This window comes from Streptomyces sp. NPDC092370 (assembly GCF_044755265.1).
Lineage (GTDB): Bacteria > Actinomycetota > Actinomycetes > Streptomycetales > Streptomycetaceae > Streptomyces.
The window spans coordinates 57,019-78,530 of sequence record NZ_JBIVQO010000001.1; the positions used below are offsets into that span (position 1 = coordinate 57,019).

The 21,512-nt window shown below is 72.5% G+C and carries 16 protein-coding genes, 1 other RNA gene and 2 pseudogenes; 14 read left to right on the plus strand and 5 right to left on the minus strand.

Annotation, left to right across the window (positions count from 1 at the left end; genetic code table 11):
• Positions 1 to 28: 28 nt before the first annotated feature.
• On the minus strand, positions 29 to 4,051 hold the full coding sequence (locus ACIQHQ_RS00210) for an FtsK/SpoIIIE domain-containing protein (RefSeq protein WP_402610584.1): 4,023 nt from the start codon (positions 4,049 to 4,051) through the stop codon (positions 29 to 31).
• Positions 4,052 to 4,413: 362 nt separating this feature from the next.
• On the opposite strand from ACIQHQ_RS00210, the gene ACIQHQ_RS00215 reads away from it, so the two are divergent.
• The 4 genes from ACIQHQ_RS00215 (at position 4,414) to ACIQHQ_RS00230 (ending at position 9,551) form a co-directional block, all read left to right on the plus strand.
• On the plus strand, positions 4,414 to 6,108 hold the full coding sequence (locus ACIQHQ_RS00215; RefSeq protein WP_402608563.1) for a serine/threonine-protein kinase: 1,695 nt from the start codon (positions 4,414 to 4,416) through the stop codon (positions 6,106 to 6,108).
• Between the two features lie 122 nt (positions 6,109 to 6,230).
• Positions 6,231 to 7,478 (plus strand): serine/threonine-protein kinase, encoded by a 1,248-nt coding sequence (locus ACIQHQ_RS00220; RefSeq protein ID WP_402608564.1) that lies wholly within the window; start codon positions 6,231 to 6,233, stop codon positions 7,476 to 7,478.
• A gap of 58 nt (positions 7,479 to 7,536) precedes the next feature.
• The gene (prfB, locus tag ACIQHQ_RS00225; protein ID WP_402608565.1) at positions 7,537 to 8,640 is read left to right on the plus strand and encodes a peptide chain release factor 2; all 1,104 of its coding nucleotides are present in this window, start codon (positions 7,537 to 7,539) and stop codon (positions 8,638 to 8,640) included.
• Positions 8,641 to 8,930: 290 nt separating this feature from the next.
• A complete protein-coding gene (locus tag ACIQHQ_RS00230; protein ID WP_402608566.1) occupies positions 8,931 to 9,551 on the plus strand; it encodes a hypothetical protein in 621 nt (206 codons plus the stop codon).
• A gap of 100 nt (positions 9,552 to 9,651) precedes the next feature.
• On the opposite strand, the gene ACIQHQ_RS00235 is transcribed toward ACIQHQ_RS00230, so the two are convergent.
• Positions 9,652 to 9,843 (minus strand): hypothetical protein, encoded by a 192-nt coding sequence (locus ACIQHQ_RS00235; RefSeq protein WP_352118143.1) that lies wholly within the window; start codon positions 9,841 to 9,843, stop codon positions 9,652 to 9,654.
• A gap of 287 nt (positions 9,844 to 10,130) precedes the next feature.
• Between ACIQHQ_RS00235 and ftsE the strand changes: the two genes are divergently transcribed.
• The 5 genes from ftsE (at position 10,131) to ssrA (ending at position 14,031) form a co-directional block, all read left to right on the plus strand.
• Positions 10,131 to 10,820 (plus strand): cell division ATP-binding protein FtsE, encoded by a 690-nt coding sequence (gene ftsE, locus ACIQHQ_RS00240; protein WP_003990615.1) that lies wholly within the window; start codon positions 10,131 to 10,133, stop codon positions 10,818 to 10,820.
• Positions 10,821 to 10,860: 40 nt separating this feature from the next.
• Complete coding sequence (gene ftsX, locus ACIQHQ_RS00245) at positions 10,861 to 11,778, plus strand: permease-like cell division protein FtsX (RefSeq protein WP_402608567.1); 918 nt, start codon at positions 10,861 to 10,863, stop codon at positions 11,776 to 11,778.
• 68 nt (positions 11,779 to 11,846) lie between these two features.
• Positions 11,847 to 13,016 carry a S41 family peptidase gene (locus tag ACIQHQ_RS00250; protein ID WP_402608568.1) on the plus strand — a complete coding sequence of 390 codons (1,170 nt, stop codon included), beginning with the start codon at positions 11,847 to 11,849 and terminating at the stop codon, positions 13,014 to 13,016.
• A 46-nt stretch (positions 13,017 to 13,062) separates the two neighbouring features.
• On the plus strand, positions 13,063 to 13,545 hold the full coding sequence (gene smpB, locus ACIQHQ_RS00255) for an SsrA-binding protein SmpB (RefSeq protein WP_402608569.1): 483 nt from the start codon (positions 13,063 to 13,065) through the stop codon (positions 13,543 to 13,545).
• 97 nt (positions 13,546 to 13,642) lie between these two features.
• Positions 13,643 to 14,031: a transfer-messenger RNA gene (gene ssrA, locus ACIQHQ_RS00260) on the plus strand.
• Positions 14,032 to 14,192: 161 nt separating this feature from the next.
• On the opposite strand, the gene ACIQHQ_RS00265 is transcribed toward ssrA, so the two are convergent.
• From ACIQHQ_RS00265 to ACIQHQ_RS00275, 3 genes and pseudogenes are all read right to left on the minus strand, one after another.
• The gene (locus ACIQHQ_RS00265) at positions 14,193 to 15,203 is read right to left on the minus strand and encodes a LacI family DNA-binding transcriptional regulator (protein WP_402608570.1); all 1,011 of its coding nucleotides are present in this window, start codon (positions 15,201 to 15,203) and stop codon (positions 14,193 to 14,195) included.
• Complete coding sequence (gene yicI, locus ACIQHQ_RS00270; RefSeq protein WP_402608571.1) at positions 15,203 to 17,452, minus strand: alpha-xylosidase; 2,250 nt, start codon at positions 17,450 to 17,452, stop codon at positions 15,203 to 15,205. Before yicI ends, ACIQHQ_RS00265 begins: the two co-directional genes overlap by 1 nt.
• Before the next feature lie 78 nt (positions 17,453 to 17,530).
• Positions 17,531 to 18,229, minus strand: a pseudogene (locus ACIQHQ_RS00275) (hypothetical protein).
• A gap of 274 nt (positions 18,230 to 18,503) precedes the next feature.
• On the opposite strand from ACIQHQ_RS00275, the gene ACIQHQ_RS00280 reads away from it, so the two are divergent.
• The 5 genes and pseudogenes from ACIQHQ_RS00280 (at position 18,504) to ACIQHQ_RS00300 (ending at position 21,213) form a co-directional block, all read left to right on the plus strand.
• Complete coding sequence (locus ACIQHQ_RS00280; RefSeq protein WP_402608572.1) at positions 18,504 to 18,749, plus strand: hypothetical protein; 246 nt, start codon at positions 18,504 to 18,506, stop codon at positions 18,747 to 18,749.
• Positions 18,750 to 18,761: 12 nt separating this feature from the next.
• Positions 18,762 to 19,601, plus strand: a complete 840-nt coding sequence (locus tag ACIQHQ_RS00285; protein ID WP_402608573.1) for a hypothetical protein — start codon at positions 18,762 to 18,764, stop codon at positions 19,599 to 19,601.
• Between the two features lie 111 nt (positions 19,602 to 19,712).
• A pseudogene (locus tag ACIQHQ_RS00290) lies at positions 19,713 to 19,868 on the plus strand (LysR family transcriptional regulator); the annotation flags it as partial.
• Between the two features lie 16 nt (positions 19,869 to 19,884).
• Complete coding sequence (locus tag ACIQHQ_RS00295; protein ID WP_402608574.1) at positions 19,885 to 20,031, plus strand: hypothetical protein; 147 nt, start codon at positions 19,885 to 19,887, stop codon at positions 20,029 to 20,031.
• Between the two features lie 159 nt (positions 20,032 to 20,190).
• The gene (locus ACIQHQ_RS00300) at positions 20,191 to 21,213 is read left to right on the plus strand and encodes a hypothetical protein (RefSeq protein WP_402608575.1); all 1,023 of its coding nucleotides are present in this window, start codon (positions 20,191 to 20,193) and stop codon (positions 21,211 to 21,213) included.
• Positions 21,214 to 21,512: the final 299 nt, after the last annotated feature.

Below are 21,512 nucleotides of genomic sequence, written 5' to 3' on the forward strand. Positions count from 1 at the left end.
ACGCCGTGGGACCGGCGGCCGTACCCGGTTACAGGAGCGACGGCACCTTCGCCGCCGCGACCTCCCGTGCCGCCCTTTCCAGCGCGCTGGCCAACAGTGCCAGGTCGGTCGGCCCGTTTCCGAGCTCCCGCACCGGACGCCGGGCCGGAGGGTCACCCATGCGGTGCCATTCCAGGGGCACGACGGTGGGGCGCAGCGTCGCCGTGCGGGGGATCCGGCCGGTGACCCGCCCACCCTGGAACGGGGTGACCCGCCCGTCCGCGCCGGTCAGCCGCCCGCGCCCGGGCGCGGGCTCGTCCGGGCCCGGGGCCGGGGCGTCGAGCGTGACGCGCAGGGTGGCCCGGCGCGCCGGTTCCGTCTCCGCCGTCCGCGCGCAGGGACCGGTGGCCGCCACCAGATGGACGCCGAGCCGCCGGCCCTCCCGGGCCACGGCCTCCAGCGCGCGCATCACCGAACCGGCCGCGGGCCGCCCGGTCGAGCCGAGCGCCGGGGAGACCAGCGCGTCCAGGTCGTCGACGACCACGACGAGCCGGGGGAGCGGGGGCGCGGCCGCCTCCGCCTGCCGCCGGGCCGCTCCGGGCCGCAGCCGCATGGTGGAACTGGACGGGGAGTCGAGGTCGCCGGAGCCTCCCGAGGCGGGCGGCCCGGCCGGGGCACCGCCCCGTGCCGTGGCCGTGCGCTGGGCGACCATACGGCCCGACAGCTCGCGCCCGGTGTGCCACTCGTCGAAGTCGGACCGCCCGAGCAACTCGGCACGCCGCTTCAGCTCGGCGCTCAGCGACTGAGCGAACTCCCGCATCCGGACCGGGTCGTGCGCCATGAGCAGGGTGGTGACATGCGGTACGTCCGTACACACCCGCAGTCCCTCGCCGTGCCCGCCGCCCGCACCCGGGCCGCCCCGGCCGTCGACCAGCACGATGCCGAGGCGGTCCGGCCGCTCGGCGGCGGCCAGGGACGCGACGATCGCCCGCAGCAGCTCCGTACGGCCGCTGCCCGGCGGGCCCTCGACCAGCAGATGCGGCCCCTGGGCTGCGAGGTCCGCGCAGACCGGGCCGCGCGGCCCGGCGCCCAGCACCGCGCGCACGCGTCCGCCCAGCGCGTCGGCGTCGTCGGCCGCGTCCGCCCAGCGCGCCATCAGCGAGGCCGGGGTGGCCCGGGCCAGGCCCAGTTCGTCGAGCAGCCGGGCCGCCTGCGGCAGTGGTGCGGACACGCGCGGCTGGCGGTCGCTCGCCGGGCCGTCCGTCCGCAGCGGCGCCAGCGCCCGCGCGAAGCGTTCGGCCCAGGCCGTGGAGACGGCATCGACGGTGGCGATGGTGCCGTGCCCGACGGGTGCCGCCTGCGCCCCTTCGCCACCGGCCCGGGCCACGCGCATCAGCCGCAGGGCCGTGGCCACGTCCCCGCTGAGCAGCGCGACCGCGCCGCACTGCCGGAAGGTCGGTGCCACCGAGCAGGCCGCCTCGTACGTCTCCGTCACCGGTGAGGCAGGGGAGGCGGCGGCGGTCTCGGCCAGGCAGATGACGTGGATCCCGGCCCCGGGGCCCTCCAGCGCCAGCCGCGCGACGGCTTTGCGCAGGTCGGATCCGCCGGGGTCGCCGTCCACGACGAGCACGGTGTACGGGCCCGGGAAGGAACCGGTCACGTCGGCGGCGGAAGCGTCGTCACGCGCCCAGGAGGGGCGCCGGGGGGCCGGGACGGAGTGGTGCGGGGCCGGGCCGGAGCCCGCGGGCTGTGCGCTGCCGCGGGCCGAGGCGCCCACCGGCGGACCGCCGGTACCGGTGGCGGCGCCCGGACCCGCCTCCGCGAGGTGGTCCTCCAGGCGGCGGGTGAGCTCGTCGGTGCGGGCCGCGGCCTGCTCGCGGTCGTGGGCCAGGAGCAGCCGGCAGTCCTGCCCGTGCCCCGGGCGGACGTGCGGCAGCCAGCCCAGCCAGGACCACTCGGCGGTGCGCTCCTCGAGGGACCGGGCACGGTCCGCGGCGATCAGGACGATCTCCAGGGTGTCGGGCGAGTGCAGCGCGGCGAGCTGGGCCAGCACGGCACGGGCCAGCCCGGACAGCCGCGCCCGCGGCCCGGCCAGCCCCAGGGCCCCGACCTCGCGCAACCCGGAGGTCACGGGCACGGCGGGCAGCAGGCCCGAGCCGTCCGGCGCCGCCCGGTCGGCCGTACCGAGGCGTATGGCGAGCGCCTCCGGGTGGCCGGGGTCGCGCTCCCACAGCCGGGGACCCGGCCCCAGCGCCGTCAGCAGCAGGGTGGCCGGGTCCGGCCAGGTCTCCGGCGCGGCCGGCACGACGACCGGGTGGTGCTCCACCGCCGTCACCGCGGCCGGCTCGTCCTCGTACGCCCCGCGCGGGTCCGCCGCCTGCTCGCCACGTCCTCCGGCCAGCCGCCGGGCCCACGCGCCGAGCCCCCCGCGCCTGCGGGTGCCCGGGGGCACGTCGGTGCCGCGCAGGGGAGTGCTTTCGCGTCCCCGGCCGATCTGCTCGTCCGCGAGGGCCGGGTCCACGGCACGGGGGGGAACAGCGGGAGCGACCGACCCGTCCGGGCCCCAGGGGTGAGGGCCGGTGCCGTCCGCGACGCCGGCGTCGTACGCCGTCGCGGGCCGGACGGGGACCGCGTCGCCGAACGCCCCGGCGCCGGAACGACCCGCGTGCGTGTCCCCGGCGCCGCTTCCGGCCCGGACCCCGTCGCGCTGCCGCGTGGCCTCGGCCGGGGATGCGAAGGCACTCCCCTGAGCGGCAGCCTGCTGCCCGGCGGGTGCTCCGGCAGTCCCGACGACAGCCTGCGCGGCACCGGCGGTCCCTGACCGCGACCCGTCGCGCGTGCCGCCGATCGGCGCCTCGCTCCGGTTGTTTCCTCCATGGGCCGCGCGCCCGGCGCCCCGGGGCGGCATCTCGTTCCGGTTGCTTCCCGGCTGAGGTGCGTCTGCGGTGCTTCGCGGGGGGGTCTCGCTCCGGTTGTCTCCCGCGTGTGCCGCGTGTCCGGCGCCCTGGGGCGGCATCTCGTTCCGGTTGCCTCCCGGGCGGGCTGGGTCTGCGGTGCTTCGCGGGGGGTTCTCGCTCCGGTTGTCTCCCGCGTGTGCCGCGTGTCCGGCGCCCCGGGGCGGCACCTGGCTCGGGCTGCCTACCGATTCGGCCTCGCCGCCGCTGCCCGTCGGCCGGGCCCAGCCGCCCTGGTCCCGTCCCCGCGGCGCTTCGGAGCCCGCGCCCGCGCCTGCCCTCTCGATCCTCGGCGACCCGCCCTGCTCCGGCACCACGGCCGGATCGGTGGAGCCGTGCTCCGAAGCACCCGGCGCGCCCCCGGCCGCCAAGCCGTAGGCACGATGCGTGGGACCGAGGGGCCCGGCGGGTCCCGGGTCCGCCACGCGCGCGGGGGACACGGGGGATTCCGTCCCGCCCCCGGCGGGCACGCGCACGTGCCCCTCCCCGTCGGGAGTCGTCTCCACCCGGGCGCCCGGCCCCCCGGCGGGAGCCAGCCGCAGGGCCGATTCGCCGATCCGCAGCAGCGCACCCGGCGCGAAGGGGACCGCCCTGCCGCCCACACGCGTGCCGTTCACCGTCGTGCCGTTCGTGGAGTCCAGGTCGGCGACCTGGACGCGGCCGTCCGCGCTCACCGTCACCGCGCAGTGCAGCCGGGAGACGTCCGGGTCGTCCAGCGGCACGTCGGCGTCGGCGGAGCGGCCGATGCGGATCTCGCCGCCGTGCAGCAGATGGACGCCGCCGGCGTCCGGGCCGGCGACGACCTGGAGCTGGGCCGGGGCGTCGTCCAGTTCGGGGTGTGGCTCCGGCTCCCCGGGCGCGCCCACGGACAGCACGGCACCGTCGGTCAGCGGGGGCTCGCCGAGGGTGCAGCGCTGGGCGTCCAACCGCTGCTCCCCGGCGTACAGCACCGGCGTGCCCGAGCCGTCACCGCCGAGGACCACCTGGGCCAGCGCCGACGCCACCGCCGCGAGCGCCGTACCGGCGGGTGCCGTGACCAGCACGTCGCTGCGCGGGGCGCGGTCCCGCGCCGGCGCCGACGGGCCCAGCGGATCTACGACGGTCAGCCGGATCTGCATCGCCGTCAGCGGTCCCTTCTGCCCGGGCGCGGAGTCCCCCACCCCGCCCCAGCACGTCGGCCAGTACTGCACGCATCCTCGCACCTGCCACTGACAGTGCGCCCCTCTCTCAGAAAAAGGTGATCTTGATTGGTCGGCTCTGCCCGTAAAAGTGCCTGAGAGATGACCCACGGGCGACTGCTTGAGATCGGTCACGTTCGTTCCCGGCAACCGCAAGACCGAGGTCAGCGTCTTTCCTTCGAACGAATGTGAGAGCGGAAACGTAAGACCCACAGAAAGACGACACTCCGGTCCTCGGCTGCCCGGCACTACAGTGGTCCGGACAGGCCAGCAGGCAAGGCAAGCACCAGGGAGCGCATGACGTGCGGCCGGTAGGCAGCAAGTACCTGCTCGAGGAGCCGCTCGGACGCGGCGCCACGGGCACCGTCTGGCGAGCCCGCCAGCGCGAGACCGCGGGCGCCGAGGCGGCCGTTCCGGGGCAGCCCGGCGAGACCGTCGCGATCAAGGTCCTCAAGGAAGAGCTGGCCGGCGACCCGGACATCGTCATGCGGTTCCTCCGGGAGCGCTCCGTCCTGCTCCGGCTGACCCACCCGAACATCGTCCGGGTCCGTGACCTGGTGGTCGAGGGCGAGCTGCTGGCGCTGGTCATGGACCTCGTCGAGGGCCCCGACCTGCACCGCTACCTGCGGGAGAACGGGCCGTTCACCCCGGTCGCCGCCGCCCTGCTCACCGCCCAGATCGCCGACGCGCTCGCCGCCAGCCACGCCGACGGCGTGGTCCACCGCGACCTCAAGCCGGCCAACGTGCTGCTCCAGCAGTACGACGGCCAGATGCACCCGCTGCTGACCGACTTCGGCATCGCCCGGCTGGCCGACTCCCCGGGACTGACCCGCACCCAGGAGTTCGTCGGCACACCCGCGTACGTCGCGCCCGAGTCCGCCGAGGGGCGCCCGCAGACCTCCGCCGTCGACATCTACGGCGCCGGCATCCTGCTGTACGAGCTGGTCACCGGTCGCCCGCCGTTCGCCGGCGGTTCCGCCCTGGAGGTGCTGCACCAGCACCTGAGCGCCGAGCCGCGCCGTCCTTCCACGGTCCCCGACCCGCTGTGGACGGTCATCGAGCGCTGCCTGCGCAAGAACCCGGACGAGCGGCCCAGCGCCGAGAACCTCGCCCGCGGCCTGCGCGTCGTCGCCGAGGGCATCGGGGTGCACGCGAACTCCGCGCAGATCGCCGCCGCCGAGGGCGTCGGCATGCTCCTCGTGCCCGACCCGGCCCCCGCGCCGGTACCGGACACGCCCGGCGCCGCCGACCCGACCCAGGTCCTCCCGCAGAACGCGGGCGCGTACGACCCGAACGCCGCGACCAGCGTGCTGCCGCACACCGGCGGTCCGGCCGGCGCGGCCGACCCCACCGCCGTCATGCCCCACCGGGGCGCGGCCGACCCGACCGCCGTCATGCCGCCCGTCCCGCCGGGCTCGCAGCAGGGGCAGCAGGGTGGCCCCGAGGACCCGCACCCCTGGCAGAACCAGCTGCGGGCGGCCCGCGACCGCAACGAGCAGACGCAGGTCCAGTACCTCGACCCCGGCCAGGACCCGCTGCGCCGCCGCCCCCAGCGCCAAGTGGCCCGGCCACAGCCGCAGCAGCAGCCCCCGCGCCGCCAGGCGCCCCCGCCCGGACCCGGCTACGGCCATCCGCAGCAGCAGCCCCAGCAGTACGCCCCCCAGCCACCCCAGCCCCAGCGGCCCCAGCCGCCGCAGCGCTACGCCCCGCCGGCGCCCCCGGCCCAGCCCCAGCAGCCGCAGCGGCCCCAGCGCGAGCCCCGGCAGCCGCGCCAGCGCAGCGCCAACCGGATGAGGATCCCCGGGCTGGGCTGCCTGAAGGGCTGCCTGTTCACGATCGTCATCCTGTTCGTCGCGGGCTGGCTGGTCTGGGAACTGAGCCCGCTCCAGGAGTGGATCGGCACGGGCAAGGGCTACTGGGACCAGCTCACCGACTGGTTCGGCACCGTGACCGGCTGGTTCGAGAAGCTCGGCGGGAGCGGTTCCGGCACGAACTGACCGGAACCGCCCTGCGGGGTTGGTGATTTGTCGACACCTGGCGGGTGATTTCCGCCTCCACGGTGAAGGTTGGCTCTCCGGACGCGTAGTTTTAGCGACAACACGCGTCGGTAGGAGCAGCCTTGGCACGGAAGATCGGCAGCCGGTACACCGCCCACCAGATCCTGGGGCGGGGCAGCGCCGGCACGGTGTGGCTGGGTGAGGGCCCCGAAGGCCCCGTCGCCATCAAGCTGCTGCGCGAGGACCTCGCGTCGGACCAGGAGCTCGTCGGGCGCTTCGTGCAGGAGCGCACAGCGCTGCTCGGCCTGGAGCACCCGCACGTGGTGTCGGTGCGCGACCTGGTCGTCGACGGCAACGACCTGGCGCTCGTCATGGACCTCGTCCGCGGCACGGACCTGCGAACCCGGCTGGACCGGGACCGGCGTCTGGCCCCCGAGGCGGCCGTCGCCATCGCGGCGGACATCGCCGACGGACTGGCGGCCGCCCACGCCGCGGGTGTCGTGCACCGGGACGTCAAGCCGGAGAACGTACTTCTGGACATGCAGGGCCCGCTCGGACCCGGCGGCTCGCACCGCGCGCTGCTGACCGACTTCGGTGTGGCCAAGCTCATCGACACTCCGCGCCGGACCAAGGCCACGAAGATCATCGGCACCCCGGACTACCTCGCCCCGGAGATCGTCGAGGGCCTGCCCCCGCGTGCGTCCGTCGACATCTACGCGCTCGCCACGGTCCTCTACGAGCTGCTGGCGGGCTTCACCCCGTTCGGCGGCGGCCACCCGGGCGCGGTCCTGCGCCGGCACGTCACGGAGACGGTCGTCCCGCTGCCCGGCATCCCGGACGAGCTGTGGCAGCTGCTGGTGCAGTGCCTCGCCAAGGCCCCGGCCTCGCGGCTGCGGGCCTCGGAGCTCGGCGCCCGGCTGCGGGAGCTGCTGCCGATGCTGGCGGGCATGCCCCCGCTGGAGGTGGACGAGCCGGACACCGACTCCGCGGAGGAGGCCGACCGCGAGGAACAGCCGGCCGGACCGGCACCGGCTCGCGAGCGGGTCCGGCGGCGGGGTGCGGTCCCCCTGGTGCCGGGTGCGAAGCCGGCCGACTCCAACCGGGACACCCACACCTCGATGCGCGTCCCCGCCCCCGACGAGCTGGCCGGCGGCGCCCACGGGACGGCCCGGGCGCCCCGCGCCCCCGGCGCCCCCCGCCCGGGCTCGGCCCGCAACCGCGCGGCGACTCGGCGCCGCCGGATAGCCCTGGGAGCGGGCGCGGTCGCCCTGGCGGCGGCGATAGGCGTCGGCGCGTGGCTGTCCACCTCGGACGACGACGCGAGCAGTCCTCCCCAGGACACCGGGAGCTCGGCGCCCCAGTCCCCCTGAGCCGCCGTCTCCGGCCGCCCGGCGATGGCCGCCGGGCGGAGCCGTTACGCTGGAGGGCGTGGCAGTCGTCGACGTATCCGAAGAGCTCAAGTCCCTCTCCTCGACCATGGAGTCGATCGAGGCCGTTCTGGACCTCGAGAAGCTGAGGGCAGACATCGCCGTGCTCGAGGAGCAGGCGGCCGCGCCGTCCCTCTGGGACAACCCCGATGAGGCGCAGAAGATCACCAGCAAGCTGTCCCACCTCCAGGCCGAGGTGCGCAAGGCCGAGACCCTGCGCGGTCGCATCGACGACCTGGGCGTTCTCTTCGAGATGGCCGAGGAGGAGGACGACCCGGACACCCGCGCCGAGGCCGAGTCCGAGCTCGCCGCCGTGAAGAAGGCGCTGGACGAGATGGAGGTCCGCACGCTCCTCTCCGGTGAGTACGACTCCCGGGAGGCGCTGGTGAACATCCGCGCCGAGGCCGGTGGCGTCGACGCCGCCGACTTCGCCGAGAAGCTCCAGCGCATGTACCTGCGGTGGGCCGAGCAGCACGGTTACAAGACAGAGATCTACGAGACGTCGTACGCGGAAGAGGCCGGAATCAAGTCGACCACCTTCGCCGTCCAGGTGCCCTACGCGTACGGCACGCTCTCCGTCGAGCAGGGCACGCACCGGCTCGTGCGCATCTCGCCCTTCGACAACCAGGGCCGGCGCCAGACCTCCTTCGCGGGCGTCGAGATCCTGCCCGTGGTGGAGCAGACCGACCACATCGAGATCGACGAGTCCGAACTGCGCGTGGACGTGTACCGCTCGTCAGGCCCCGGCGGGCAGGGCGTCAACACCACCGACTCCGCGGTGCGGCTGACCCACCTCCCCACCGGCATCGTCGTCTCCTGCCAGAACGAGCGGTCGCAGATCCAGAACAAGGCGACCGCCATGAACGTTCTCCAGGCGAAGCTGCTGGAGCGGCAGCGCCAGGAGGAGCGGGCCAAGATGGACGCCCTCAAGGACGGCGGGAGCTCCTGGGGCAACCAGATGCGTTCTTACGTCCTGCACCCGTACCAGATGGTCAAGGACCTGCGCACCGACTTCGAGGTCGGCAACCCCGAGGCCGTGTTCAACGGCGAGATCGACGGTTTCCTCGAGGCCGGAATTCGCTGGCGCAAGCAGCAGCAGAAGTAAGTTTGTCGACAAGGCAACTGCCGCTCCGTGGGCGGCAGTTGCCTTTTCTATGCCCGCATGTCTGGGTTTTGCGTCACACTCACACGCTCAGACTCCCGGCATAGCCCCCGTAGTTGGACATGGCGGCTGCAAACGGCCTTGACGTGCTCTTGAAAAGTGGGAAGGGTGAAGCGCGGCATGCGTGTCTCTGGGGCGCATGTGAACCGGGGGGCCTTTCACCGCAGCTTCCCCCGTCGAGCACAGCCCCGAGCGCTGCCTAATGACGATGAGCTACTGGGGGTAGCAACCACATGACGAAGAAGACGCGGATCCGTGTCGCGCGGATAGCGGCCGGTGCCGTGATCGCCGCCGGCGCCTCGCTGACCGCCGCCGGTGCCGCATCCGCCGCGGAGTCCGAGGACTGCCTGCTGGGCATCCTGTGCGCCGAGGAGTCGCCGGCCCCGACGCCGACCGAGCTCCCGACCGAGCTCCCGACCGACCCGCCGACCAGCCTCCCGACGGACCCGCCGTCGACCGAGGAGCCCACCGAGGAGCCGACCGAGCCCACGGAGGAGCCCACCGAGCCGACCGAGGACCCGACCGTCGCCCCGACCGACCCGGGCAACGGGAACGGCAACGGCGGCGGCAACGGTGGCGGCAACGGCAACGGTGGCGGCAACGGTGGCGGTGGCAACAACGCCGACCCCGACGGCGGCACCTCGCCGCAGGAGGAGGGCTCCTCCGCCCTCACCGAGATCGGCTCCGACTCCACCCCGGCGCCGCAGGCGCAGGGCAGTGGCGAGGAGCTCGCCGAGACGGGTGCCGCGCAGACCACCTTCCTGGTGATCGGCGCCGCCACGATGATCGCCGGCGGTGTCGGCTTCCGTCTGCTGCCGCGCCTCGTGGGCGGCAACGGCGGGGCTGCCGCCTGACGGTAGGCGCGTTCTCACGGACCGTGCGCAGCGCAACACCGAGGGCCCGGAGTGAAACGCTCCGGGCCCTCGGCCATGTCCGGGGGCGGCTGCCGCGCCCTTACGCGGTCTGGTGCGCCAAGAGGGCCACCGCCGCGATCAGCACCGTCAGCAGTGCGATCAGCGCCATCGGGTTCAGACCCGCGAAGAAGTTCTCCTGCTGCAGCCGCTCGCGGTTCGCGCGGCACACGGCGCAACGGCCCTCGTTCACAGGGGACGCGCAGTTCGCGCACACCAGCCGGTCGTACGTCATGCGCTTGCCCTCCTTGCGCCGGTTCCACGGGTCCAACGTGTGGGGGGACGGGAATGTTCCCCCCTCTACTCTGCCAGGTTCCGGCGGAGGGCGCGCGGCTCGCTCCCAAAGGGGTGGTCTCGCGGATTCCCTCCGCTGCGGGGCGCGGGGCCGAGTGTGCAGGTCCCCGCGTTGCCGGGGCGTACAAAACGGCACAACCGATGCGCAACCGCGACCGGTGACTGCGGTGGCCTACCCGGTTCGCGTATGGTCACGCTCATCTACCCCCGGCGACCCGTGGTGCATCCGTGATCCGATTCGACAACGTCTCCAAGGTCTACCCCAAGCAGACCCGCCCCGCCCTCAGGGATGTCTCCCTGGAGGTCGAGAAGGGCGAGTTCGTGTTCCTCGTGGGGTCCTCCGGCTCCGGAAAGTCCACCTTCCTGCGGCTGATCCTCCGCGAGGAGCGGTGCAGTCACGGGCAGGTGCACGTTCTGGGCAAGGACCTCGCCCGCCTCTCCAACTGGAAGGTTCCGCAGATGCGGCGCCAGCTGGGGACGGTGTTCCAGGACTTCCGCCTGCTGCCCAACAAGACGGTCGGCGAGAACGTCGCCTTCGCGCAGGAGGTCATCGGCAAGTCTCGCGGCGAGATCCGCAAGTCCGTGCCCCAGGTGCTCGACCTCGTCGGGCTCGGCGGCAAGGAGGACCGGATGCCCGGCGAGCTGTCCGGTGGTGAGCAGCAGCGCGTCGCCATCGCGCGGGCCTTCGTCAACCGGCCCAAGCTGCTCATCGCCGACGAGCCCACCGGCAACCTCGACCCGCAGACCTCCGTCGGCATCATGAAGCTGCTCGACCGCATCAACCGGACGGGCACGACCGTGGTGATGGCCACCCACGACCAGAACATCGTGGACCAGATGCGCAAGCGCGTCATCGAACTGGAGAAGGGCCGCCTCGTGCGCGACCAGGCCCGCGGTGTCTACGGCTACCAGCACTGATACCGCACCCGAGATCCACGGAAAGGCATAACCAGTCGCCATGCGCGCCCAGTTCGTCCTGTCGGAGATCGGTGTCGGTCTCCGCCGCAACCTGACGATGACGTTCGCCGTCGTCGTCTCCGTCGCCCTCTCGCTCGCCCTGTTCGGCGGGTCGCTCCTGATGAGCGACCAGGTCAACACCATGAAGGGCTACTGGTACGACAAGGTCAACGTCTCGATCTTCCTCTGCAACAAGAGCGATGCCGAGTCCGACCCCAACTGCGCCAAGGGCGCGGTGACCGACGACCAGAAGAAGCAGATCAAGGCCGACCTCGGCAAGATGGGCGTCGTCCAGACGGTCACGTACGAGTCGCAGGACCAGGCGTACAAGCACTACAAGGAGCAGTTCGGCGACTCACCGCTCGCCAGCTCCCTCACGCCGGACCAGATGCAGGAGTCGTACCGCATCAAGCTGAAGGACCCGGAGAAATACCAGGTCATCGCCACCGCCTTCAACGGCCGGGACGGCGTGCAGTCGGTGCAGGACCAGAAGGAGACCCTGGACAACCTCTTCAAGCTGCTGGAGGGCATGAACTGGGCCGCGCGCGCGGTGATGGCGCTGATGCTGGTCGTCGCGCTGATGCTGATCGTCAACACGGTGCGCGTCTCGGCGTTCAGCAGGCGGCGTGAAACGGGCATCATGCGCCTGGTCGGCGCCTCGGGCTTCTACATCCAGGCGCCGTTCATCATGGAGGCTGCGGTCGCCGGACTCATCGGCGGCACTGTCGCGTGCGCCTTCCTGCTGGCCGCCCGGTACTTCATCATCGACCACGGACTGGCCCTGGCCGATCAGCTCACACTCATCAACTTCATCGGCTGGGACGCCGTCCTCACGAAGCTGCCGCTCATCCTCGCCACGAGCCTCCTGATGCCCGCGTTGGCCGCGTTCTTCGCGCTGCGCAAGTACTTGAAGGTGTGACGCATGCCAAGAGGGGCCGTGCGGTCAACCGACCGTACGGCCCTTCCCCTTGTCCTAGACTCACCGGCATGTCAGGTCGTGACCCGTTCTGTCAGCCCCGTCGCATCCGCCGCGGGGCAGCCCTGACCTTGGTGTTCGCGAGTGTGCTCGTCGCCGGTGCGGCCACGGGGGCGTTGCCGCAGGACGACCGGAACTCCGCGCCGGGCAAGGTCCGTTCGGCCGGCCCCGCCGCGTCCCGGACGGACGTCGCGCGCGCGGCCGAGGAGGCCGTGGCCGACGGCACGTCCCCGATGGAGGCCGCGAAGCGGGCCGTCAGCCGCAGCGGAGACCGCTGGGGCGCCGTCTACTCCCGGGGCGAGTACCAGGAGTTCGAGGAGGCCCTCGACGGCCAGTACACCGGCGTCGGCCTCTGGGCCCGCAGCGAACGGGACGGCCGCATCGAGGTGACGAAGGTGCGCGCCGGTTCGCCCGCGGCCACCGCCGGGATCCGCCCCGGGGACCTGCTGCGCAGCGTCGACGGCGAGCAGACCGACGGCCGACCCGTCACCGAGGTCGTCTCCTTACTGCGCGGGGACGCCACCGACGCCCCCGCCGGCACCGCCGTCCGCCTCGGCCTGGAGCGCGGCTCACGCGCCTGGACCCAGACCCTGCGCCGGGCCCGTCTGTCCACCGACTCGGTCACCGTCCGGGAGCTCGCCGGCCGGGTCACCGTCATCAAGGTCGCCACCTTCACCAAGGGTTCCGGCCACCAGGTCCGCGCCGCCGTCCGCCGGGCCCCGCGCGGCGCCGGGATCGTGCTCGACCTGCGCGGCAACTCCGGCGGCCTGGTCACCGAGGCCGTGACCGCCGCCTCCGCCTTCCTCGACGGCGGCCTGGTCGCCACCTACGACGTCGACGGCGAGCAGCGCGCCCTGCACGCCGAACCCGGCGGCGACACCACCAAGCCCCTGGTCACGCTCGTCGACGGTGGCACGATGAGCGCGGCCGAGCTGCTCACCGGCGCCGTGCAGGACCGGGGACGGGCGCTCGTCGTCGGCTCCCGCACCTTCGGCAAGGGCTCGGTCCAGATGCCGAGCCGCCTCCCCGACGGCTCCGTGGCGGAGCTGACCGTCGGGCACTACCGCACCCCCTCCGGCCGCGGGGCCGACGGCCGGGGCATCACGCCCGACCTGGAGACCGACGAGGACGCCCTCCAGCGGGCCCAGGCCGTGCTGCGCGGCCTCGCGAGCCCCTCGTAATCGACTTTCCGCAGAGCCCCTCCGTAGTGCGAAAATGGTCGGCACTATGGCTAAGGAAAAAGGGCGCAAGCTGATCGCGCAGAACAAGAAGGCGCGGCACGACTACCTCATCATCGACACCTACGAGGCCGGCCTGGTCCTCACCGGGACCGAGGTGAAGTCCCTGCGTCAGGGGCGGGCGTCGCTGGTCGACGGCTTCGTACAGCTGGACGGGAACGAGGCGTGGCTGCACAACGTGCACGTGCCGGAGTACAGCCAGGGCACCTGGACCAACCACAGCGCCCGGCGCAAGCGGAAGCTGCTGCTGCACCGCGCCGAGATCGACAAGCTGGAGTCGAAGACGGGGGAGACGGGTCACACCATCGTGCCCCTGGCGCTCTACTTCAAGGACGGCCGGGCCAAGGTCGAGATCGCGCTGGCGAAGGGCAAGAAGGAGTACGACAAGCGCCAGGCGCTCCGTGAGAAGCAGGACCGGCGGGAGACCGACCGCGCGATCGCGGCGGTGAAGCGGAGGCAGCGCGGGACGTAGGAATACGCTGGCACCGACCCGCGTTGGTCACGTACGATGGTGACTGCACCCCACAGCGGGTGCGCGCCCCTCTCCGGAGGGATTGTCAACACAACATGGGGATGATCGGTTTCGACAGCGGATGTCGAAGCAGGGGAAGCGTGTCGAGGAAGCGGCAATGATCTCGTAAACCATATGTCGCAAAAAATAATCGCCACTACTAAGCGCGATTCCCAGTCCTTCGCCCTCGCTGCCTGATAAGCAGTGAGTGAAGGACCCTAAATGGGTGTCAGCCCGGGAGTGTTCCCGGCCCGGATCCTGGCATAATCTAGGGAACTAAACCATCGAGCCCGGTCACGGGGCTCGATGGGAAACCAAACAGTGACTGGGCCCGTCGGCGACTTGTTCGCGTGATCGCCGGGGCCGAGAAAATCACAGCGAACTGCACACGGAGAAGCCCTGATTCTGCACCGTTGGACGCGGGTTCGATTCCCGCCATCTCCACTCATCCCATGTGGGCAAAGGCCCCGCCGCTTTCGAGCGGCGGGGCCTTTGTCATGGGACCCCGGCTCCGGTTCGAGACCGTCCTGCGACCTGATCGCGGTGAGCGGGGCCCGGTGCGTGCAGCTGTCAGAACCGGAGGTGCCCGCCCTCGAACGACAGGCTCTCTAGGCCGGCACCCGGCGTGACGTACTGGCCCGTTCCGTCAGGTGCGGGGGCAGCAGCGTCGTCCGCGGTACCGGGGTGGCGTGGAGCTTGTGCATCAGGAGTTCCACCGCGCGGGTGCCCAACTCGTCGGCCGGGAGGGACACGGACGTGACCGGGAGTCCGGGCGTCGTCGCGAGGTCGTCGGGGCAGACGGCGATGAGCGACAGGTCGCCGGGGATCCGTAGGCCGAGCCGCCGGAACGCGCGGATCAGTGGTTCCAGGAGGGGCTCGTTGTGCAGCACGACGGCCGTGAGGGACGGGTGTTCGCGCAGCAGCCGCTCGGCGAGCCCGGGGGCCGTGGCGGGGTCGGGGCCGGCCGGGTGGACGGACGCGGTCAGGCCGCGGCGGGTGGCGGCGGCGGTGAAGCCCCGCATGAGGTGGTGGGCGTAGGCCGTTCCCCGGAGGTAGACCTCCGGGGGTGAGCCGACCAGGGCGACCCGGCGGTGGCCCAGCTCCGCCAGATGGTTCACACACGCCTCGCCCGCCGCCTGGAAATCGAGGTCCACGCAGGTCAGGCCGTACGGGTCCGCGGGAAGGCCGATCAGGACCGACGGGCGGTCCAGGGCGCGCAGCCGGGGCAGACGGGGATCGTCGAGCTCGACGTCCGTCAGCAGCAGCCCGGCCACCGAGTCCGTGCCCAGGGCACGGCCCAGTCCCTCCTCGGCCTCCTCCCGGGTGAGCAGCAGGACGTCGTGGTCGTGGGCGCGGGCCGTCGTCACCACCGACACGGCCAGCCGCATCACCACCGGGACATGCACGCCGCGGCGCAGCGGCGCGGCGAGGGCCAGGACGTTCGGCTCGCCGCCGGTCAGGACCCGGCCGCCCGCGTGGGGGCGGTAGCCCAGGTCGCGGACGGCCGCCTGGACGCGCCGCCGGGTCTCCTCGGAGATCGGACGCTTGCCGCTCAGCGCGTAGGAGACGGTGCTGGGGGAGACCCCGGCCCGGCGCGCCACGTCCGTGATCTTGACCATCAGTCCAGCTCCAGCGTGAGCAGACCCGTGCCGGGCGGGGCCTGGACCTCGCGTTCGCCCGCGGCCAGGCCCCAGACGGCTGCCGGCGTGCCGCACGTCGCCCGCAGCCGGTTCCCCTCGCGGACGACCGTGAAGGTCACGTCCCCGACCGGCACCGTCACCTCGTCGCCGGGCCGCAGGCCGTACGCCCGCAGTGTCACCCCGTCGGCGTGGTCGTAGTCGGGCCGGTCGTCCCGCGCGCCGACCGGGATCACCGCGCCGGGCCGCACCAGCAGGGGCGCGCTCAGGAAGCCGTGGCGCTCGCGCACCCAGCGCGGGCCGGTCACCGTCTCGCCGGTGAGGAAGTGGGTCCAGGTGCCCTCGGGGACGTAGTACGTGACGTCGCCGTCGTCGCCGAACACCGGGGCGACCAGCAGGTCCGGGCCGAGCATGTACTGCCGTTCCAGGTGCGCGCACCCCGGGTCGTCCGGGAACTCCAGCACCATGGCCCGCATCAGGGGCAGGCCCTCGGTGTGGGCCGCGCGGGCCGTCTCGTACAGATAGGGCATGAGGCGGAGCTTCAGCCGGGTGAAGTGGCGTGCCACCTCGACCGACTCCTCGTCGAAGTGCCAGGGCACCCGGTAGGAGCTGCTGCCGTGCAGACGGCTGTGGGAGGAGAGCAGTCCGAAGGCCAGCCAGCGCTTGAACAGGGCCGGGGTGGGGGTGCCCTCGAAGCCGCCGATGTCATGACTCCAGAAGCCGAAGCCCGACAGCCCGAGGGACAGACCGCCGCGCAGCGACTCCGCCATCGACTCGTACGTCGCCTCGCAGTCGCCGCCCCAGTGGACGGGGAACTGCTGACTTCCCGTCGTCGCCGACCGGGCGAAGAGGACGGCCTCCTGCTCGCCGCGGTGTTTGCGCAGCACTTCGAAGACCGTGCGGTTGTACAGGTACGTGTAGTAGTTGTGCATCCGCTCCGGGTCCGAGCCGTCGGACCAGACCACGTCGAGGGGCACCCGTTCGCCGAAGTCGGTCTTGAAACAGTCGACGCCCTGCGCGAGCAGTGCCTCCAGCTTGCCGGCGTACCAGTCGCGGGCGGCCGGTGACGTGAAGTCGACCAGGGCCATGCCGGGCTGCCACATGTCCCACTGCCAGACATCGCCGTCCGGGCGTTTCAGCAGATGCCCGAGCGCCTTGCCCTCGGCGAACAGCGGGGAGCGCTGGGCGATGTACGGATTGATCCACACGGAGACGCGCAGGTCACGGGCCTTCAACCGGGCCAGCATGCCCTCGGGGTCGGGAAACACCCGTGAATCCCACCGGAAATCGCACCAGTTGAACTCCCGCATCCAGAAGCAGTCGAAGTGGAAGACGGACAGCGGCAGTTCACGCTCCTTCATGCCCTCGATGAAGGACGTCACCGTCTCTTCGTCGTAAGAGGTGGTGAAGGACGTCGACAACCACAGGCCGAACGACCAGGCGGGCGGCAGGGCCGGACGTCCGGTCAGGGCGGTGTACTTGCGGAGGATCTCCTTCGGGGTGGGACCGTGGATGACGTAATACGTCAACTCCTGTGTCTCCGCGCTGAACTGCACCCGGGAGACCACCTCCGAGGCGACCTCGAAGGACACCTTGCCCGGGTGGTCGACGAAGACGCCGTAGCCCGCGTCCGTGAGGTAGAAGGGCACGTTCTTGTACGCCTGTTCGCTGCACGTGCCGCCGTCGGCCTGCCAGACGTCGACGACCTGCCCGTTCTTCACCAGCGGGCCGAAGCGCTCGCCGAGGCCGTAGACGGAGGTGCCGACCTTCAGGACCAGTTGCTCGCGCAGGTGGTGTGCGCCCGAGGCGTCCCGCATGATGCCCGCGTTCTTGTGGCCGCTGCTGGTGAGCGTGCGGCCGTGCGCGAGGAACTCGACGTGCCAGGGGCCGCCCCGGGCCAGCCGGACCGACAGGTCGCCCGAGGTCAGGATCGCGTGCTCGTCGTCGTACGTGATCTCCGCGGTGGTGTCCGACGCCGTGAGCTCGAACTCCGGGCCGCGGGGCTGTCCGCCGGTGAAGTGCGTCAGCGTCAGGCCGATGACGTCCGGCATGGGGGTGTGCGCCCTGACCGTGAGGACCGGGCCGGTCATCAGGTCGCCGCGGGAGCGGACGGGCCGGGTCGGGGCGTGGATCTCCAGTGCGCCGTCCGACTCGGTGATGTCGAGGGCCTGGGCCGGATGGGCCGCGGTGACGCCCTCGCGCAGGAGCCAGTAGCCGTCGGTGAACTTCATGTGGGGGTTCCCCTACTCTCCCGGCGCACGACGTCGAAGCGCTTCGACGATCGAACGTATGCGGGGTGCGTGAGAGCGTCAATGGGGCGCGGAATACTTGGTGAAGCGATTCGAAGCGCGGCGCAAGGACGGGGTCAGGGTCAGGGCCGCTGCCGTCACCGGGACCGCGAAACCCGTCGTCGGCGAGAGGTGCTCCACGGTCCAGCGGCCGATCACGCGTGCCGCAGGCGATGCCGCCCAGCAGACCGGTCACCGCGGGGGTCACGCCCTGGCTCAGCCGCCCCTCGAGGGTGCGCTGCTGGACCAGCGTCATGGCGGTGACCATCGTCGGTGCCGTCGCCATCCCGGCCACCAGCAGCGTGGCCGCCAGGAGGAGGAGCGAACCGCTGAGGGCCGCGGCCGGCAGCGGCAGAGTCGGCAGCGCGGCCATCGCCGCCACGCACCGGGGCAGCCGGGCCTCGGCCGGTCCGTCGGGCTTCACGGTGCCGTACGGCAGGCCTGCCACGCAGGGGCCCGCGGCCTGGAGGGCGAGGACGGCGATCACCGTGGCGGGCAGGGTGAACCGGGCCTGGCCGTGCCGTCGACGAGCCGCGCGATCCAGGGCGTGACCAGTCGGTGGCCGCGAGCCCCGTCGCCGCGACGGCACCGGCGAGGGCGTACGAGTCCCGGGTCCCGGCGATCATCACGACCGCGCTGATGCCGAAGATGCCCATGGGCAGTCGGGCGATGAGGTTCCCGGCGGTGAACGCGCGGGCGCCCGCCCGGCAGGCGGAACAGGCGGCGGTACGGGACAGGTGCGGCATGCGGCCACCGTCGTCCCGGGACGATCAAGCGGTCCCACACCTGTTCCGTGCGCGGCCACGCACCCAGGTGGTGGATCCATGACCTGGAGGCCGAAACCCGTGGCCGGAAACATTCGCTCTCTGATCTTCATACAGAGATATGGAGATTCTTGATGTTCCTCATGACGCATGGAAAAGATGCTCATTCGGGAAAATCCTTCACTCGTTTGCCGCGCATCCGGGGAAGTGGGTCGACGGTTAGTGGGTACATGACCGAGGCGACCAGGAAAGACGGCTGGGCGGTAACGCTCGGCCCGTATACCTACATCCCAGCTCCAGCGCATTCGTCGGCGACAGTCAACGGCACACTCACCAGAGGTGGTTGTCCGGTCACGTTGCAGGTGACCGAGCCGGTGCTCCGTGATTTCATCGACGCCATGAGCGCGCTGGAAAGGGACCTCGCCCGGCGATGGATCGGGGCGACGGATTGGCCGGCTTTCGCGCTTTCGAAATAGCCGGGTCACGCCATGTACGACAAAGTCGAGGGCACTGGCCGGCACCGGGCTCCGGCCCGGGACTTCATCACTCCCCTGACACCGCCGGACCCGACCTGGGACCCCGCCGAGGAACTGGCGTTCATCCTCGAGGAGGCCCTCGGTGAGCAGGCGGCGAGGATCCCCGCTCCACGTGACCAGGACCTGGCCGAGGTCGCGGAGCCGGCACCGGTCTCCGTCCCGGGCACCCACATGCGGCGGCTCCAGGACATCACCGAGGAACTGCCGCCCGTGCGGGAGGTCCCTCGGCGTCACCGCAAGGTCCGGACCCGCAAGGCCCCGCGCGCACTGCGCACCACCAGCTTCCTCGTCGCCGTCCTGGCGGCCGTCATCGCCTCCGCCGTGAGCCTTCTGAGCGGCCTCGTCGCCTACGACTCCCTGCGCGTGGTCGCGGTGTCCCCCGCGGCGCGGGGCCTGCGCACCTGGTGGCCCCTGCTGGTGTACGGACCCTGGCTGGTGGGCTCGCTGTCCGTCCTGCGGGCCGCGCTGCACCAGCGCCGTGCCGTGCACTCGTGGTGCGTGGTGCTGGTCTTCTCGTGCATCGCCGTGCTGCTGTGCGTCGTCCAGGCACCGCGGACGATCCTCGGCATCGCCGCGGCCGCCCTGCCCGGCCTCGCCGCCCTCGCCTGCTTTCAGCAGGTCGTCCGTCAGATCACCCTGACCCGCCCGCCGATGCGCTCGGTCCCACGTCACAGAGTGGGGCAGGCTGCGGCGCCGGTCGGCGCGGAGGGTTTCAGCGGCGAGGAGGGTTTCCACGACTCGGACCTCCAGTCGGGCGAGACGGAGAGGTCCCCGAAGAACACCCGCCCGTGAGGCCCGGGTCACCGGCCCCTGAGGCCCTCCTGAGCCCGGGCCCTCCTGAGCCCGGGCTCCCGGCGTCCGCCGCTTTAGGTTCACCGCGAGCCTGCCCATCTCGATCCCCGCCTGCTGCGTGCCTTCGTCACCGTTGCCGAGGAACTGCACTTCACGCGGGCCGCCGTGCGGCTGCATGTGGCTCAGCGAGCGCTCAGCCGGGATGTGCGGCGGCTGGAGCGGGAGCTGGGGGCCGAGCTGTTCGTGCGGACCACCCGGCAGGTGACGCTGTCCCCCGTCTCTGGTGTGGCGCAAGGGCCTCACCCACCCCGCGTTCGACGCCCTGCGGCAGGCGGCGGCCCGGCTCGCCGCAGAGGAGGGGTGGCTGCGGCGGCCCGTCGGACGATGGATTCCGGCCGGTGACGATGTCCTCATGACGTCTCACGACTGACACGATTCGATACCCGCGCGCACACACAACCTCCTCGTGCGCTACATTCAATGCCTGAGCACGCTGTGGTAATAGGGGGCGCTGGGACGGGTGGGGGCCCGATCCGACGGCGGGTGTTCAGGTCGTAGCGCACCCGAACCATCCCGTGGGGGGAAGTGCGTGCGTGTGACAAGTTGGCGAGAAGACGCCCAACGCGAGTGGCCCGAGGCCGCGGCGGCGACCGGGGAGTTCCCCGCGGACGGCAGCGTCGGAGACCGGAGAGCCACCCAGGTGCGCGACGGTGACGACCGGGCGAGTGGCTACCGGCTGCCCGCCGGTACGGAGGTACTGCGCGGCATCCCCCGGCAGAGCGAGGGCGAGGCCGACTCCTTCCGCTCGTTCGACTCGGGCACCGAGTTCCGGACCGCAGTCCACGACCCCTGGCAGGAGGACGCCCACCCGGTCGGGCGCGCCCACGACCCTGCCTGGACCCCCGATCCCGCCGGGCACACCCACGACCCGCACGAGGTCACCATCCAGCTCGACGCCGTACAACTCGGGGACGGGTTCGTGCGGCGGGTCGAGGAAGGCATCGGTGTGGGCCCGGCCCCCGCCGACCGGCCGGTCTTCGTCGACGAGTCGGGCCGCCGCAGCCGGCGCTTCCGCCGGATCGGCATAGTCATCGCCCTGGCCTGCGGGGTCTACGCCGTCGTCATCGTCGCCACGCTGCTGTCGGGCAACTCCAACGCGCCCTGGCTGCCCGTACCGGGCCAGAAGCAGGATCCGTCGGCCGGGCAGGTCGACAGCCCGCCGCTGCCCAAGCAGTCGGACCCGGCCACCGGCACCGGCACCGGCACCACCGCCCCGGGCAACGCGCCGACGGCTGACGAGGCCGCTTCAGCCTCGCCCGATCCCGGCGCCGTCGAACGCGGCGCCACCGCCGAACCCGGTCGCCGCGGCACGACGGCACGCCCCTCGCCGACCGCGACCCGGACCACACCGGACCCGGGCACCGGCGTGACCGTCCCGGTCCCGACCAAGCCGGCCGACCCGCCGGCCACGCCGGCCCCCGACCCGACGCCGACGGTCGAGCCCACGCCCGAGCCGACCGAAACCCTGGGCGCCGGCGACAGCGACGGCACCGGCACGGTCGCCGAAGGCCCGGCCGAGACGCCGCCCGCCGAACCGACGCCCACCCTCTAGTGCTGACGGCCGGAAAGGCCGGCCGGACAGCTCGCGGCGTCCGGTGCGGTGCGCACGGCGGAGCATCGCCCGCGTACGGGATGTACCCGGGTGATGCGACAACGCGGCGAGGTGCCCTGCCGAGCATCGCGAGCCGGTGAACCTTCCCGGCCGCCGGCAGTGGTCCCGGCCGCGCGAGCGGTGCCTGTCACGTCTCCCCCCGGGGGGAGATCCGAGGGAAGGGCGCTCCGGCGCCTCACGCTCGCGTGCTTAGGGCTCCCGGTCCCGCTGGGAAGTGCGAGACCCGCCGACGGCGCCGC

Coding starts and splice junctions, on each gene's coding strand:
- ACIQHQ_RS00250 (WP_402608568.1), top strand. CDS start 11,847: ATGTCAGGTCGTGACCCGTTCTGTCAGCCCCGTCGCATCCGCCGCGGG.
- ACIQHQ_RS00210 (WP_402610584.1), bottom strand. CDS start 4,051: ATGCAGATCCGGCTGACCGTCGTAGATCCGCTGGGCCCGTCGGCGCCG.
- ACIQHQ_RS00265 (WP_402608570.1), bottom strand. CDS start 15,203: ATGGTCAAGATCACGGACGTGGCGCGCCGGGCCGGGGTCTCCCCCAGC.
- ACIQHQ_RS00280 (WP_402608572.1), top strand. CDS start 18,504: ATGACCGAGGCGACCAGGAAAGACGGCTGGGCGGTAACGCTCGGCCCG.
- ACIQHQ_RS00235 (WP_352118143.1), bottom strand. CDS start 9,843: ATGACGTACGACCGGCTGGTGTGCGCGAACTGCGCGTCCCCTGTGAAC.
- ACIQHQ_RS00230 (WP_402608566.1), top strand. CDS start 8,931: ATGACGAAGAAGACGCGGATCCGTGTCGCGCGGATAGCGGCCGGTGCC.
- yicI (WP_402608571.1), bottom strand. CDS start 17,452: ATGAAGTTCACCGACGGCTACTGGCTCCTGCGCGAGGGCGTCACCGCG.
- smpB (WP_402608569.1), top strand. CDS start 13,063: ATGGCTAAGGAAAAAGGGCGCAAGCTGATCGCGCAGAACAAGAAGGCG.
- ftsX (WP_402608567.1), top strand. CDS start 10,861: ATGCGCGCCCAGTTCGTCCTGTCGGAGATCGGTGTCGGTCTCCGCCGC.
- ACIQHQ_RS00285 (WP_402608573.1), top strand. CDS start 18,762: ATGTACGACAAAGTCGAGGGCACTGGCCGGCACCGGGCTCCGGCCCGG.